This window comes from Pseudofrankia sp. DC12, assembly GCF_000966285.1.
Classification (GTDB): domain Bacteria; phylum Actinomycetota; class Actinomycetes; order Frankiales; family Frankiaceae; genus Pseudofrankia.
Map to the genome: position 1 here is coordinate 4,247,532 of NZ_KQ031391.1, position 14,845 is coordinate 4,262,376.

Below are 14,845 nucleotides of genomic sequence, written 5' to 3' on the forward strand. Positions count from 1 at the left end.
GACCCGAGGCACAGTGGGGGCGCGGAACGTGGCGCACATACTGAGTGACGTGCTGAGGTCGCGGCGGGGCGCGCGCGTGCCCGTGCTCGTGGGGCGTGGCGCGCGTGGCTGGCGCCGGGCCGTGCTGCCGTCGTTGGCGCTGGCCGTCGGGGTCGGGGGGCTCGGCCTGTCCGGCTGCTCCAGCTCGGCGAACCGGGTCGACGCGTCCACCGGAACCTTCAAGTTCGTCCAGCAGGCGCCGGGCCAGGACTTCGCGGAGCCGGGCCACCGCAAGGCCGCCCCCAACCTGGCCGGCACGACGCTGACCGGCACGAAGCTGGACCTGGCCTCGTTGCGCGGCAAGATCGTCGTCGTCAACTTCTGGGCCTCGTGGTGCGCGCCGTGCCGGGCCGAGACGCCGAACCTGCTCCAGGTGTCCACGCAGAAGCCGGACGTCGCGTTCCTGGGCGTGGACGAGCGGGAGGACGCGTCACCCGCGCAGGCGTTCGTCCGGGACTACAAGGTCACCTACCCGAGCATCATCGACAAGCTCGGGACCCTCGCCGCGCACTGGCCGGTCGCGGTCGCCCTCCCGACGACGTTTGTGCTCGACCCGAAGGGCGACATCGCGGCGCGCTTCGCCGGCGGTGTGACCGCGCAGACCCTGGGCCCGGTCCTCGACAAGCTCGCGGCCGAGACGTGATCTCGGCCGCGACGGGCGGCGGGGACCCACGATGAGCGTCGCCGGGCTCGTCACCGACGGGCCGCTGCTGTTGGCGACTCCGGTCGCCGCTGTGGCCGGCCTGCTGTCCTTCTTCTCACCGTGCGTACTGCCGCTCGTTCCCGGCTATCTCTCCTACGTCACGGGCCTGTCCGGCGCCGATCTGCAGGGTGAGCCCCGCCAGGCCGCGAGGACGACGGCCGACGAGACCGTTCCCGCCGAGGCCGTGCTGGTCGGGGCGGCGGCATGGGCAGCCGCCGGTGGAACGGGGCTGGCCGACGCGTCGACCGCGGCCACGCCCGTGGGCACCGGCCCGGTGAGCCCCGCGGCCAGGACGCCGGCCCGGCTGCTCGGCAGCGGGCTTGACCGGGTCCGCCGGGTCGGGCGGGTGACCGTGGGGACCGGGCTGTTCGTGCTCGGGTTCTCGGCCGTGTTCGTGTCCTACGGCGTGGCGTTCGGCGGGGTCGGGAGCTGGATTCGGATCCATCAGGTCGGGGTGACCCGGGTTCTCGGCGTCGTCACGATCGTGATGGGCCTGCTGTTCGCGGGGGCGTTCTCCCGGTTCATGTGGGCCAACCGGGAGCTGCGCCTGCACCGGCTGCCGTCGCCGGGGCTGCTGGGCGCTCCGCTGCTCGGCGTGCTGTTCGGCCTCGGCTGGACACCGTGCCTCGGCCCCACGCTGACCGCCGTCCTGGGCCTGGCGGTCCAGAGCGCGACCGCGGGGCGCGGCGCGTTCCTGTCCGCCGTGTACTGCCTGGGCCTGGGCGTACCGTTCGTCGTCGTCGGCCTCGGGTTCCGCCGGGCCGCCGGCGCGCTGGCGGTGGTCCGGTCGCACGCCCGGCTGCTCACCCTCGCCGGCGGCGCGCTGCTGATCGCCGTCGGCGTCCTGCAGGTGACCGGTCAGTGGGCCGACCTGGTCTCGACGCTGCGCTCGTTCGCCCCCGGATTCGCGGAGACACCGCTGTGACGCCACCCTCGACGAGCTCCACCGCCACGGCCGGCAAGGCCGAGCCGGCGGCCGCTTCGCCGACCGAGGTCGACGCCGGCGTCGACACCGACGCCGACGAGATCGTCGCCCAGCCGGACGCGTTCGGCGTCCCGGCGGCCCGGCAGACGGGGATGCCCGACGTCACGGCGAAGCCGCCCGAGGGCGCCGCGGACGGTGGGCGGACCAGTCTGGCCAGGCTGGTCGACCCGGTCCGGCGCGGCTGGCGCGTGCTGACCAGCATGCGCACCGCGCTGATCCTGCTGTTCCTGCTGGCGGTGGCCGCGATCCCGGGCTCCCTGCTCCCGCAGAACAACATCAACCCGATCCTGGTGCAGCGTTACCGGGCCAACCATCCGACGCTCGGGCCGATCTTCGAGCGCCTCTCGCTGTTCCACGTCTTCAGCGCGCCGTGGTTCGCCGCGATCTACGTGCTGCTCTTCATCTCGCTGATCGGCTGCCTGTGGTCGCGGGTGCGCTGGCACGCGCAGGCGCTGCTCGGCCGCCCGCCCGCGGCACCGGCCCGGCCGGCGCGCCTCGCCGGCGGCTCCGCCTTCGCGAGCCCGCTCGCGCCGGGCGAGGCCACCGCCGCCGCGGCCGCGATGCTGCGTGCGCGCCGCTTCCGGGTCGCGGTCGCTGCCCACGGGGCCACCCGTCCGGATGGCAGCCCCGACCACTCGGTCGCCGCCGAGAAGGGCTACCTGCGCGAGACCGGGAACCTGGTCTTCCACATCGCGCTGATGATCCTGCTGCTGGGTGTCGGGCTCGGCTCCTGGTACGGCTACCAGGGCTCGATGCTGGTCGTCCAGGGCGACGGGTTCTCGAACACGCTGCTGTCCTACGACCAGTTCACCGCCGGCGCGATGGTCAACACCGCCGACCTGCGGCCGTACTCGGTCACACTGGACAAATTCAGCGCCAGCTACCAGCTCAGCGGCGAGCCCAAGGAGTTCGCCGCGACGGTGTCGTACTCCACCGGCCTGGACGCGCCGGTCAAGAAGACCGTGATCAAGCCGAACCACCCGCTGGTGATCGGCAAGGACAAGGTCTACCTGCTCGGCCACGGCTACGCGCCGCACTTCGTGCTGCGGGACAAGGCCGGGAAGGTCGTCTGGGAGTCGTACGTCACCTGCGCCCAGGAGGACCCGAACTTCCGCTCGCTGTGCGTCGTCAAGATCCCCGACGCCGGGCTCGCGCCGGTGGGCAGGCTCCAGACGCCCCAGCAGCTCGCCTTCACCGGCTTCTTCACCCCGACGACGATCGCCGACCCGGCTCAGGGCCTCGTCTCGATCTACCCGGCGGCCGCCAACCCCGCCATCACGCTGACCGGCTACGTCGGCAACCTGCACGTCAACGAGGGAATCCCGCAGAACATCTACTCCCTCGACACGCGGGACATGAAGCAGTTCACCTCCGACGGGCCGACCGGCAACGGCGTGATCTCGCAGGCCCTGTGGATCGGCCAGGCCGACGAGCGGACGATGACCAACCTGCCGGGTGGGCTGTCGCTCTCCGTCGACGGGGTACGCGAGTACGCCCAGTTCCAGGTGAAGTCCGACCCGACGAAGGACCTGGTGCTCGCCGCGGCCATCGCGATCATCCTGGGTCTGATCGTCAGCCTGCGGGTCCGCCGCCGGCGCGTCTGGGTCCGGGCCCGTACCGCCGGTGCCGGTAGCAGGGTCGAGATCGGTGGCCTGTCCCGCTCGGACGCCGAGGGCTTCGCCGCGGAGCTCACCGCACTGACCACCCAGCTGCGCGCCGCGACCGCCGCCGCGGAGGCGGCAGGCCCGACCCGGGCCAGCCCTGGTCCGGCCGCCTCGGCCTCGGAAACGTCCGCCTCCAAGGCCGTCGCCACGCCGAAGCCCGCCGAGCCGGCGCCCCCGCGACCTGGCCAGGCCGCAGCCGGCGGCGCCACCCCGACCAACGATGAGAACGCCCCCTCCAGCAGCAGACGGGAGCCGTGATGGCCGTCAACGAGGGCCTCGCCTCGCTATCCGACCACCTCTACGGCGGCGCGATGGCCTTGTACGCGGCCGGGATGCTCGGCTATGCGGCCGAGTTCGCCTTCAGCCGGTTCGGCCGTATCGGAGCGGAGGCGCAGGCGGCAGTCGGGGCCGCCGGCTCGGTCGCCGCCAAGGCGGACAAGCCGGCCCGGGAGCCCGCGCTCGTCGGTGCCACGACGACCGGCGCGGCCGCCGACGTCCCCGCCCCCGCCACGACAGCTGCGCCCGCCGCCAGCCCGGAGCCCCCGGCCGCCGGGGGCCCGGGCATCGGCGGGGAGGACGACGAGCAGCCGGCCCGGGCGCTGCTGATCGGCCGGATCGCGGTCGTGCTCACCGTGCTCGGCTGGGCGCTGCACCTGAGCTCCGTGGTGACCCGCGGCCTGGCCGCCGGCCGGGTGCCGTGGGGCAACATGTACGAGTTCTCGTCGATGATCTGCCTGATCGCGATCACGGCTTTCCTCGTGCTGCTGGCCCGGTTCGACGTCCGCTGGCTCGGCGTCTTCGTCACGTTCCCGGTGCTGGTCTACATGGGGCTCGCCGGCACGGTGCTCTATGTGGCGGCCGGGCCGCTGGTGCCCGCGCTGAACTCGTACTGGCTGAAGATCCATGTGGTCGCGGCCATCCTGGCCAGCGGCATCTATCTGGTCTCCGCGGTGACCACGGTGCTGTTCCTGGTCAAGAACCGCTGGGAGCACCAGCTCGCCGAGGTCGCCGCCGGCCGGGCCGAGGTCACCGCCGCGATGCGCAGCCGCGGCGGCATCGTCATGAAGCTGCCGGCGGCCGCCTCGCTGGACACGCTGACCTACCGTCTGATCGCCTTCGGCTTCCCGATCTGGACGTTCGCCGTCATCGCCGGCGCGATCTGGGCCGAGGCTGCCTGGGGCCGCTACTGGGGCTGGGACCCGAAGGAGACCTGGTCGTTCATCACCTGGGTCTGTTACGCCGCCTACCTGCATGCCCGTGCCACCGCCGGCTGGCGGGGCAAGAAGGCCGCCGCGGTCTCCCTGGTCGCCTTCAGCGCGCTGTTCGTCGACTACTACGTGGTCAACCTGTTCCTGACCGGCCTGCACTCGTACGCGGGCGTCTCGGCCTGACGCGGCTAACCAGAAGGATCGCGGGCGAAGGTTCAGAGCAGCGGTGCCGGGCCGTCGGGGTTCTCCCGGCGGAGGCGCTCGGAGAGCTCGCGGAGGAACTCGGGGTCGTCATCCGGGCCGACGGGGCCAGTCGGCCGGTCGGTACGGGCGTGGCCGCGGAACAGGCTCGGACCGGCGACGCGCTGCGACTCGACGATGTCGAACCGGCCGCCGAACGCGGGGTGGTCGCGGCGCGACGCCATCCCGCGGCGGCGCCCGAGCGCCGACGAGCGGGGCCGGCCGAAGACGAACCAGAGCACGCCGCCGATGGGGTAGAGCAGCAGCGCCAGCACGATCCAGATCGCCTTCGTGAGCGTCCGGACGTCCTCGCGCGGCGTCCGCGCGATGTCCACGATCACATAGGCGAGTAGTGCGTAGAACACGACATAGAGCAGGAGGCTCACCGGCTGTCCGCACCCCTTCCTGCTCGCTGCTCACCGCGCTGTCGGGCCGCCCGGCCGATACCGGCGTCGGGCGCGGGCCGCTCCGTTCTGCGCGAGGACCCTCTCGGCAGCCATCTCAGCCTACGGCGCGCCGAATCGTCCACGGGCCGTGCCCCGAAGTCGTCACACGGCCACCATCCGCCTGCCCGCGCGGGGCGGGGCCCGGCGGTCCGCGCGCACGGACAGTGTGCGTCATGACCGGGCGCCCTGTCCGCCCGGTCACAAGACGCGCGCACCGGTGCCGCCGGCTGGTGGCCCTCGCCCGCGCCGCGCGACCAGATCCGGCCGGGGAGGCGACGACGCGACGGGCCTGGTCGCTGCGAGGATGGGTGCCATGGCTTGGGCGGATCTGCGCGCGTTTCTGGGCGACCTCGAGAAGCACGGCGAACTGCGCCGCATCAAGGCCCCGGTCGATCCGCGCCTCGAGGTGACGGAGATCGTCCAACGCGTGGTGCGCGCGGGTGGGCCGGCGCTGCTGTTCGAGAACCCGGTCGGCTCGGACCTGCCGCTGGCGATCAACGTCTTCGGCACCGAGAAGCGGATGGCCCGGGCGCTCGGCGTCGAGAAGCTGGACGACCTGGGTGACCGGATCGCCGACATGCTGCGCCCGGAGCTGCCACACGGCTTCTCCGGCATGCGGGACGCCCTCGGCAAGGCCGCGCGCCTGACGAACATGCCGCCGAAGAAGGTCCGGACCGCGCCCTGCCAGGACGTCGTCTACAAGGGCGACGAGGTCGACCTGTTCCGGCTGCCGGGCATCCTGTCCTGGCCGGACGACGGCGGCGCGTTCCTGAACCTCGGTCTGACTCACACCCGCCATCCGGAGACCGGCGCCCGCAACCTCGGCATGTACCGGCTGCAGCGGCACGACGCCCGGACCGTCGGGATGCACTGGCAGATCCACAAGGACTCGAACGCCCACCACGCCGTCGCCGAGCGGCGCGGCGAGCGGCTTCCGGTCGCGATCGCGTTCGGCTGTGACCCGGTGGTCACCTACGCGGCGAGCGCTCCGCTTCCGGCGGACATCGACGAATACCTGTTCGCCGGCTTCCTGCGCAGTGAGCGAGTGGAGCTGGTCGACTGCCTGACCGTCCCACTGCAGGTTCCGGCGAACGCCCAGATCGTGCTCGAAGGCTGGCTGGAGCCGGGGGAGCGCCTCCCAGAGGGCCCGTTCGGCGACCACACCGGATTCTACACTCCCGTCGAGCCGTTCCCGGCCCTGCACGTCGACGTCATGACCATGCAGCGGGACCCGATCTACCAGACGATCGTCGTCGGCCGCCCCCCGCAGGAGGACGGCCCGATGGGCAAGGCCACCGAGCGGATCTTCCTACCGTTGATCAAGATGCTCATCCCGGAGATCGTCGACTACGACCTGCCCGAGGCCGGGGTCTTCCACAACTGCGCGGTCGTGTCGATCGACAAGCGCTACCCGAAGCAGGCGCAGAAGGTGATGCACGCGGTCTGGGGTGCCGGGCTGCTCTCGCTGTCGAAGCTGGTGATCGTCGTCGACGCGGACTGTGACGTGCACGACTACTCCGAGGTCGCCTGGCGAGCGTTCGGCAATGTCGACTACGCCCACGACCTGGTCACCACCATCGGCCCGGTCGACCACCTCGACCACTCGTCGTACGAGCAGTTCTACGGCGGCAAGGCGGGCATCGACGCCACCCGCAAGCTGCCCACCGAGGGCTACCGCCGGGCCGGGGGCTGGCCGGACGAGTGCGTCATGGACGAGGCCACCCGGGACCTGGTGACCTCGCGCTGGAAGGAGTACGGGATCTCGTGAGCCGAACCTCCACGATCTGCTTCGCCGGTCGGACGGGAACTCCGGGAGCGGGACGTTGACCGAGGCCGTGGCGTTGCCGGGAGCCATCGAGAAGCCGAAGGCGTTCCTGCGGCTGGTGAAGATCGAGCACTCGGTCTTCGCGCTGCCGTTCGCCTATGTCGCGGCGCTCGCCGCCGGGTTCCGGGCCTCCGGAACGGTGCACTGGGCCGATCTGGTTCTCGTCACGGTCGCGATGGTCGCGGCTCGGACGTTCGCGATGGCCGCGAACCGGGTCATCGACCGGCGGATCGACGCGCAGAACCCGCGGACGGCGACGCGCGAGCTGGTCACCGGCGTGGTCGCGGTCCGCACCGCGGTGATCGGCAGCGTGGTCGCGCTGGCGGTGTTCCTGGCGGCCGCGGCGGCGCTGGGCTGGCTGTGCCTGGCGCTCGCGCCGGCCGCCGCCGTGCCGCTGGTCGTCTACCCGTACGCCAAGCGGTTCACCGACTTCCCGCAGGTCATTCTCGGGATCGCCCAGGCGGTGGCGCCGATCGGTGCGTGGATCGCGATCACCGGGCACTGGTCGTGGGCCGCCGTCGTGCTCGGGCTCGCGGTCGGGACGTGGATCGGTGGCTTCGACCTGATCTACGCCTGCCAGGACGTCGAGGTCGACCGGCGGATCGGGGTCCGTTCGGTGCCGGCCCGGTTCGGGGTGCGGGCCGCGCTGGCCGCCTCGGTCGTCACCCACGCCGTGACGTTCGCGCTGTTCGTGGTCTTCGGCCTGATGGAGCATTTCGGCGCGCTGTGGTGGGTCGGTATCGCCGTCACCGCCGTGGCGTTCGGGTACGAGCACGCGATCGTCAGGCCGAACGACCTTTCCAAGGTCAACCGGGCGTTCTTCACGGCGAACGGCTTCGTCGGCATCGCGCTGTTCGTCTTCGCCCTCGCAGACCTGGTCATCCGCGGCCTGCGCGGGTGACGGATCCGGCCGGCAGTCCCGCCGCGAACGGCGCCGCCGCGACGGCAGGGCTCGTCGCGAGGCCCGGCGGTGACGAGGCCCGGCGGCCGTGGGTGGTCGGGGTCAGCGGCGCGAGTGGGACGCCCTACGCCGCGTCGGTGCTGCGTGGGCTGCTGGCGGCGGGCCTGCCGGTCGACCTGGTGGTGTCCCGGGCCGCCCGGCTGACCCTGCTCGATGAGACAGGAATCGCCTGGCGGGACGGAGCCGGCGCCTGGCCGGGGGCGCTCGCCGACTGGCTCGGTACCAGCCTCGCCGGCCGGGCGCGCCCCGACCGGGACGAGGTCGCTGCCCGGGCCGAGGTGCTGGTCAGGGTGCACGCTGCCGACAACCTGGCCGCCGGGCCGAGCAGCGGCTCCTACCCGGCCAGGGGCATGATCGTCGTTCCGGCGAGCACCGCGACCGTGGCCGGGATCGCACTCGGGCTGTCGAAGGACCTGCTGCAGCGCGCGGCCGACGTCACGCTCAAGGAGAGCCGCCGCCTGGTCGTCGTGCCGCGTGAGATGCCCTTCACCGGGGCGACCCTGCGCCACCTGGTGACGCTGCACGACGCGGGCGCGGTGGTCGCGGCCGCGAGTCCCGGCTTCTATGCCGGGGCCGCCGACGCCCAGGCCCTGGTCGATTTCGTCGCCGGCCGGGTGCTGGATGCCGCCGAGGTACCGAACGCCCTTTTCCGTCGATGGACTGGCGAGCTGGGCGCGGCGCGGACCGACCGGCCCCGACCTGGCACAGTGGACGCTGAAACAGCAGTGGACAGCGGAACAACAGCGGGACCAGGGGCATGAGGGAGATCGGTATGGCGCGCGGGCGCGGGGACCGGGCAGAGAAGGCGGCGACGCCGACCAAGGTCACGCCGACCAAGGTCACGCCGACCAAGGTCACGCCGGCGAAGGTGAAGGTGAAGGCGGTCAAGGCGTCCCCGGCCGGGGCGAAGCCGGGGCGGAAGGCGGCGCCCTGGGAGAAGAAGCCGAAGCGGGAACTCGAGCAGTTCGACCTGCGGGCCGCGCTGCCGTTCTTCCTCGCGAGGATCGGGATCTTCCTCGTGATCGCCGTGGTGCTCTGGCTCGCGGCCGGTCTGCCTGCCGTCCTGGCCGTGCTGCTCGGCCTGATCGGTGGTGCGCTGGCCGGCTACCCACTGGCCCGGCTGCAGAAGCAGGCCGCCCATGTCGAGAGCTCCGCCCCCGTGAAGCCAGTCAAGCCGCCGAAGGCCCGCAAGTAGCCGACGTCCAGCGGTCCAGCCGCGCCGACCGCCCCACACCGTTCCCTCTGGATCATCTGGTGTCGGTGGAAGGCGGATAGGCTTGCCGGTTATGGATGCCGGGCGCAAGCGGGAGATCGAGGACAAGGTCCGTGCCGGGGACCGGCTGGACCGATCCGACGGCGAGGCGCTGTACGCCAGCGACGACCTCGCCTGGCTGGGCGACCTCGCGCACGAGGTCCGGACCCGCAAGAACGGGAACCAGACCTTCTTCAACGTCAACCGGCACCTCAACCTGACGAACGTCTGTTCCGCGAGCTGCGCCTACTGCTCCTTCCAACGCAAGCCGGGGGAGGCCGACGCCTACACGATGCGCATCGAGGAGGCCGTCCGGCTCGCCAAGGAGATGGAGCCGTCCGGCATCACCGAGCTGCACATCGTCAACGGCCTGCACCCGACCCTGCCGTGGCGGTACTACCCACGGTCGCTGCGCGAGCTGAAGGCGGCGCTGCCCAACGTGGCGCTGAAGGCGTTCACCGCCACCGAGATCCACTGGTTCGAGAAGATCAGCGGTCTGGGCGCCGACGAGATCCTCGACGAGCTGATCGACGCTGGCCTCGAGTCGCTGACCGGCGGTGGCGCCGAGATCTTCGACTGGGAGATCCGCCAGCAGATCGTCGGCCATGAGACCCACTGGGAGGACTGGTCGCGCATCCACCGGCTGGCGCACGCCAAGGGCCTGCGCACGCCGAGCACGATGCTCTACGGCCACGTCGAGTCGCCCCGCCACCGCGTCGACCATGTGCTGCGGCTGCGTGAACTACAGGACGAGACCGGCGGTTTCGCCGTCTTCATCCCGCTGCGGTTCCAGCACGACGCCGCCGGCGACCCGCGCAACCGGCTGATGAACCAGCCGATGGCGACCGGAGCCGAGGCGCTGAAGACCTTCGCCGTCTCCCGGCTGCTGTTCGACAACGTGGACCACCTCAAGTGCTTCTGGGTCATGCACGGCCTGACCACGGCCCAGCTGGCGCTGAACTTCGGCGCCGACGACCTGGACGGGTCGGTCGTCGAGTACAAGATCACTCATGACGCGGACCGGTTCGGCACCCCGAACACGATGACCCGTGAGGACCTGCTCACGCTGATCCGGGACGCCGGCTTCCAGCCGGTCGAGCGGGACACCCGCTACCGGGTGATCCGCGGCTACGACGGCCCTGACCCGGCCCGCCGCGACGTCCCGCAGCCGATCGACGCATAGGCGAGGCCGACGTGACCGACCAGGACCGCCCCGCGAGCGCATCCGGGACCGAACCCGTCGTGGACGAGCCGCCGGCTCCGGCGGCACCGCAGGTCGGTCAGCCGACGCAGCGCCGGCCGGAGCCGGGCCGGCCCGCTCCGTTCCGGCCGGCGGGCGGCGCGGGTATCGGGTCGATCTTCGTGCTGGCGTTCCTGGTGATCCTCGTGCCCGGGGTCGTGCTGTACCTGGTCACGCACGCGCTGGGCCTGGGGCTCGCGCCGGCGACCCTGCTGGGGCTGCTGACGGTGATCGTCTGCCTGGCCCTCTACCCGAGCGTGCTGGTCCGGCTGGGCTGGGTGAAGAAGCGCCAGCGCGCCAAGCCGGCCGGGAGGCAACGATGACGCAGGGTCGGAGGATCCCATGACCAAGCCGACGAAGGCCGAGATCGCCTCGCCTGGGCCGGCCAAGGCGCCGCCGGGGATGCTCTCGCTCCATGTGCGCTACTACGGCCTGCGGGTGCTGCTGTTCGGTGTGGTCACCGCGGTTGTGCTGCTGCTCGGCGCCAGCACCGTTCCCGGTATCTTCCTGTCCTTCGTGATCAGCGGGGTGCTCAGCCTGCCACTCGCGCTGCGCCAGCGCAGAGCGACCCAACAGGCGGCTGAGCTGCGCCGAGGCGGGCGTTGACCACGACTGGCGCCGATGGCGGCCAGTCCGGCCGCGAGCGCACTGTTCCAGCCGGCCGCGAGGGCACTGTTCCAGCCGGCCGCGAGGGCACTGTTCTGGCTGGTCGCGAGGGCACTGTTCTGGCTGGTCGCGAGGGCACTGTTCTGGCTGGTCGCGAGGGCGACGTGGCCCCGGCCGGCCCGGTTTCCGCGCCGCAGGCTGGTCCGGCTCTCACGCCTCCGGTCGGCGCGGTTCCCGGGCCGCGCCCGAACCCGGGTGGCCCAGCCGCCGCCGTCGAGACCCGGCCGCGCGTCGGGCACATCCAGTTCCTGAACTGCATGCCGTTCTACTGGGGCCTGGTCAACTCGGGTGCCCTGCTGGACCTGGACCTGTTCAAGGACACCCCGGACCGGCTCAGCGAGGCGCTCGTCGCCGGCGAGCTGGACCTCGGGCCGATCAGCCTCGTCGAGTACCTGCGGCACGCCGACGAGCTGGTCGTGCTGCCGGACCTCGCCGTCGGCTCCGACGGGCCCGTGCTGTCGGTGGTGCTGAGCACCCAGGTGCCGCTCGGCGAGATCCGCTCGGTCGCACTCGGCTCGACCTCGCGGACCAGCGTGCTGCTGGCCCGGATGATGCTCGAAGACCGGTTCGGGGTGCGGCCTCGGTACGTCACGATGCCGCCGGACGTGCCGATGATGCTGCGGGAGGCGGACGCGGCCGTCACGATCGGCGACGTGGCGCTGCGGGCCTACTACGAGTTCGAGCAGGGCGGCCCCGGCGATCGGCCCGAGGTGGTCGATCTCGGCGCGGCCTGGCGGGACTGGACCGGGCTGCCGATGGTCTTCGCGATCTGGGCGGCGCGCCGCTCGTTCGCGCAGGCTCATCCCGGCCTGGTCAAGGAGGTGCACAGCGCGCTGCGGGGCGGCATCGAGCTGGCCCTGGCGGAGGTCGAGACGGTCGCCGCCCGGGCGTCCCGCTGGGAGGTCTTCGACCAGGCGTCCCTGGCCCGTTACTTCACGACGCTCGATTTCCGGCTCGGCGAGCGCCAGCTCGCCGGTGTCGCGGAGTTCGCCCGCCGTGCCGCGGCGCGCGGCGAGGTTCCGCCCCCGCGCGACATCGTCTTCGCCGACGTCTGACCGTCCACACGCCCAGGCCGCCCTCGCGGCAGCCGACCCGCGCCGGCGCTCAGACCGGGGGGTGGAAGGCGCGGGACAGGCCGGCCAACGGGCGCTCCCGGCGGGCGTGGGTGGTGGCGAACCGGGCGATCCGGCCCTTCACCAGCGCGGCCAGCAGCGGTGTGATGGCCCGTCCACCCGGTGCGGTCAGCACGTCGCCGAGGCCGCGCCAGAGCGGGCCGACCGGTTCCGCGCCCAGCTCCGGCGAGTCGTAGCCGAGGCGACCGGCGGCGAGCTCGTCGGCCGGCCGCGCGAGCAGGCCGCGCAACGCCGCTCCGGATCCGTAACCCACGGCATCGGTCTGCGCCGTGGAACCGTCGACATAACCGAAGTCGACATGGTTGATGGGGGCCGCGTCGGTGTGCGAGGCCGTGGCCGGACGGTTGTACACCGGGTACGGATCGTCGACGTCGCGAACCGCCAGTTCGTCGACTTCTGTCGCGATTGTCAGGTCATCGTTTATCGCGCCGTTCGACTGCGCGGCGAGTGTCTCGGCGTGACGCGCCGCCTCGGCCACCAGCCGGTTGACCGCGAGCGTCCAGGCGCGCAGTCCCGCGTGGCCGGTCAGCTCGGCGAACACCGCCGCCTCCAGGCAGCAGGTGCAGGCGCCGGAGAGCTCGCCCAGGTCAAGCAGCGCGATCGCGAGCAGCCCGGCCAGATGGCCCGCGATCAGGAAGAGCCGCACCTGCTGGTGCGGCAGCATCGGGGCCTGCCGCAGGCCGTCGACGATCGCCTGCTGGTCGAGCACCCGGTCGCGGATCTCGCGCGGGCCGAGCCCGCCGGCCATCGCGATCAGCTCGCCGACGGTACGGTCGAGGTAGTCCAGATCGACGTCGCTGCGGCGGTTGCCGAGCAGGTCATGGACCCGGGCCCTGGACTCGTCCGCCGGGTCACGCCGCGGGCTGACCAGCCCGGCCCGGGCCGCCGCGGCCTCGTCGCGCAGCGCGATCAGTGCGCCTTCCGCGCCCAGCGCCCGGTCGACGGCCACCACGACCGGGCGGGCGGGAATTCCCTTGCTCGGCTGCTCGAGCTGGCTGACGTAACGCCGGCTGTAGCCGGTGGCCTCGGCCAGCTCTTCGCGGGACAGCCCGCGGGCGCACCGGCGACGTCGAAGCTCCTGGTGGAAGCCCACCTCGACGGCCACCGTGCCTTCCGGGCCACGGCCGCCCTGCCGCCTGCCCGCATTCAGCATGTGCACCCCACTGGTCGCGCCGCGGGCACGATCCGACCTAAATCATGATCGTGCCGCGGGTCACTGTTTGTGATCAGTCTATTGCGTGCGGGGCCTTGCGCCGCTAGAGGCAAAAGGTCCCATACGGGCATCGTTAGCCGGAATAGCGCTTTCCTGGTCACGCCATTCACGCGGAGTGCCCCGGGCCATCCGCGAATACCACCCCGAATGACGATGGGCGCACCGGGCGCCGGCCGGTAGAACGGTAGGAGTGGACCGGAACATCGACGCGGACCCGGGGGCGGACGGAGGGGCGGACGTGGGTACCGCGGGTGGGGTCTGTTCGGGCCGGCCGGCGGGGTCGCCCATGAGTGCCTTCCGTTCCCCCTACGGGCGCCCGGTGACCGGGCGTCATCGCGCCGACGGCCGCGACCCGGTCACGGGCCGGCGCGACGTCCCCACCGGCCCGGCGGGCGACGCGGGCAGCGCCGTCGCCCGGACTCCCGCCGCCGCGCCGCCGGCCCCGGCCGGGCCCGTCCCGGTGCGGGTCGTGGTCGCGGACGACGCCGACGGGGTGCGCGAGCTGATCTGCCTGCTGCTGGACATGGAGCCGGACTTCACCATCGTCGGCCGGGCCGCCAACGGCGCGGAGGCGGTCGACGTCGTCGCCGAGACCGGGCCTGATCTGGTGCTTCTCGACGTCGCGATGCCCGTGCTGGACGGGATCGCCGCGCTGCCGCGGATTCGCCGCCTGGTGCCGGGCGCCCGGGTGGTCGTCTTCACGGGATTCTCGGCACATACCGTGCGCGAGGAGGCGGTGGCGCTCGGCGCCGACGACGTCATGGAGAAGGGGCTCGGCGCCGGCCCGCTCATCGATCGCCTGCGCGCCGTCTGCGCGCGCTCCTCCCCGGCTGGATGATCATCTGTCGGCCTCGCGCGGCCCGCCGGTCACTCGCGGGGCACCGGGAGCTTTCGCTTCGACGTGGTCGGTCCCTCGGAATCCTAACCATTTCGGTGGGAAAAATGATGAATCCGTTCGCGGAGCATTGCCTACGCCACAAACTCGGCGTCCGCTTCACATCTGTGAAACCATGGGGGCTATGACTGCGCCTCGCCACCATTCGCGGCCGTTTGCCGTCGTGGCGCAGCGCGTTCCGGAGCTCCTCCTGGTCTCACGGCTGCACGTGGACCTGCTCCGGGTTGCCAGCGCGGGCTGTTGTCGCACTCGCTGACCGGCTGAGCCCGACCCCCCTCGCTCCCCGTCAGACGCCCCAGGCGGCCTACGGGCCCGGGCGAGATGACCCCCGCTGTGACTAGGCCCCCTGGATGACCAGAGGCGACCGGCCGGCGG

General features: G+C 72.3%; 16 protein-coding genes. 14 read left to right on the forward strand and 2 right to left on the reverse strand.

The window, feature by feature from the left end:
• Positions 1-76: 76 nt before the first annotated feature.
• Genes FRADC12_RS17055 through ccsB form a run of 4 tightly spaced genes read left to right on the forward strand, consistent with a single transcriptional unit; the run spans position 77 to position 4,782 of the window.
• Positions 77-682: a TlpA family protein disulfide reductase gene (locus FRADC12_RS17055; RefSeq protein ID WP_502685265.1), complete on the forward strand. Its 606-nt coding sequence runs from the start codon at positions 77-79 to the stop codon at positions 680-682.
• A 31-nt stretch (positions 683-713) separates the two neighbouring features.
• A complete protein-coding gene (locus tag FRADC12_RS17060; RefSeq protein ID WP_045877392.1) occupies positions 714-1,667 on the forward strand; it encodes a cytochrome c biogenesis CcdA family protein in 954 nt (317 codons plus the stop codon).
• Positions 1,664-3,649 (forward strand): cytochrome c biogenesis protein ResB, encoded by a 1,986-nt coding sequence (gene resB / locus FRADC12_RS17065; protein ID WP_045877393.1) that lies wholly within the window; start codon positions 1,664-1,666, stop codon positions 3,647-3,649. Before FRADC12_RS17060 ends, resB begins: the two co-directional genes overlap by 4 nt.
• Positions 3,649-4,782 (forward strand): c-type cytochrome biogenesis protein CcsB, encoded by a 1,134-nt coding sequence (gene ccsB, locus FRADC12_RS17070; RefSeq protein ID WP_045877394.1) that lies wholly within the window; start codon positions 3,649-3,651, stop codon positions 4,780-4,782. The genes resB and ccsB overlap by 1 nt, the downstream gene beginning before the upstream one ends.
• A gap of 32 nt (positions 4,783-4,814) precedes the next feature.
• On the opposite strand, the gene FRADC12_RS17075 is transcribed toward ccsB, so the two are convergent.
• Positions 4,815-5,225, reverse strand: coding sequence for a PLD nuclease N-terminal domain-containing protein (locus FRADC12_RS17075; protein WP_052710972.1), 411 nt, complete (start codon positions 5,223-5,225; stop codon positions 4,815-4,817).
• A 373-nt stretch (positions 5,226-5,598) separates the two neighbouring features.
• Between FRADC12_RS17075 and FRADC12_RS17080 the strand changes: the two genes are divergently transcribed.
• The 8 genes from FRADC12_RS17080 (at position 5,599) to FRADC12_RS17115 (ending at position 12,284) form a co-directional block, all read left to right on the forward strand.
• Positions 5,599-7,053: a menaquinone biosynthesis decarboxylase gene (locus FRADC12_RS17080; protein ID WP_045877395.1), complete on the forward strand. Its 1,455-nt coding sequence runs from the start codon at positions 5,599-5,601 to the stop codon at positions 7,051-7,053.
• A gap of 55 nt (positions 7,054-7,108) precedes the next feature.
• Positions 7,109-8,011, forward strand: coding sequence for a menaquinone biosynthesis prenyltransferase MqnP (gene mqnP, locus FRADC12_RS17085; protein WP_045877396.1), 903 nt, complete (start codon positions 7,109-7,111; stop codon positions 8,009-8,011).
• Positions 8,012-8,103: 92 nt separating this feature from the next.
• Positions 8,104-8,832, forward strand: coding sequence for a UbiX family flavin prenyltransferase (locus FRADC12_RS17090; RefSeq protein WP_198153141.1), 729 nt, complete (start codon positions 8,104-8,106; stop codon positions 8,830-8,832).
• A gap of 11 nt (positions 8,833-8,843) precedes the next feature.
• Positions 8,844-9,266, forward strand: a complete 423-nt coding sequence (locus FRADC12_RS17095) for a hypothetical protein (RefSeq protein WP_045877398.1) — start codon at positions 8,844-8,846, stop codon at positions 9,264-9,266.
• A gap of 91 nt (positions 9,267-9,357) precedes the next feature.
• On the forward strand, positions 9,358-10,506 hold the full coding sequence (gene mqnE, locus FRADC12_RS17100) for an aminofutalosine synthase MqnE (protein ID WP_045877399.1): 1,149 nt from the start codon (positions 9,358-9,360) through the stop codon (positions 10,504-10,506).
• A gap of 11 nt (positions 10,507-10,517) precedes the next feature.
• Positions 10,518-10,886, forward strand: a complete 369-nt coding sequence (locus FRADC12_RS33235) for a hypothetical protein (RefSeq protein WP_232303855.1) — start codon at positions 10,518-10,520, stop codon at positions 10,884-10,886.
• Positions 10,887-10,905: 19 nt separating this feature from the next.
• Complete coding sequence (locus FRADC12_RS17110) at positions 10,906-11,169, forward strand: hypothetical protein (protein ID WP_045877400.1); 264 nt, start codon at positions 10,906-10,908, stop codon at positions 11,167-11,169.
• 299 nt (positions 11,170-11,468) lie between these two features.
• On the forward strand, positions 11,469-12,284 hold the full coding sequence (locus FRADC12_RS17115; RefSeq protein ID WP_045879751.1) for a menaquinone biosynthetic enzyme MqnA/MqnD family protein: 816 nt from the start codon (positions 11,469-11,471) through the stop codon (positions 12,282-12,284).
• 49 nt (positions 12,285-12,333) lie between these two features.
• On the opposite strand, the gene FRADC12_RS17120 is transcribed toward FRADC12_RS17115, so the two are convergent.
• Entirely contained in the window at positions 12,334-13,515 is a 1,182-nt protein-coding gene (locus tag FRADC12_RS17120) for a helix-turn-helix domain-containing protein (RefSeq protein WP_045877401.1), read from the reverse strand.
• Between the two features lie 379 nt (positions 13,516-13,894).
• Between FRADC12_RS17120 and FRADC12_RS28515 the strand changes: the two genes are divergently transcribed.
• Both FRADC12_RS28515 and FRADC12_RS34415 read left to right on the forward strand, forming a co-directional pair.
• The gene (locus FRADC12_RS28515; protein ID WP_232303856.1) at positions 13,895-14,413 is read left to right on the forward strand and encodes a response regulator transcription factor; all 519 of its coding nucleotides are present in this window, start codon (positions 13,895-13,897) and stop codon (positions 14,411-14,413) included.
• Between the two features lie 181 nt (positions 14,414-14,594).
• Positions 14,595-14,726, forward strand: a complete 132-nt coding sequence (locus tag FRADC12_RS34415) for a putative leader peptide (protein WP_349305875.1) — start codon at positions 14,595-14,597, stop codon at positions 14,724-14,726.
• Positions 14,727-14,845 lie beyond the last annotated feature (119 nt).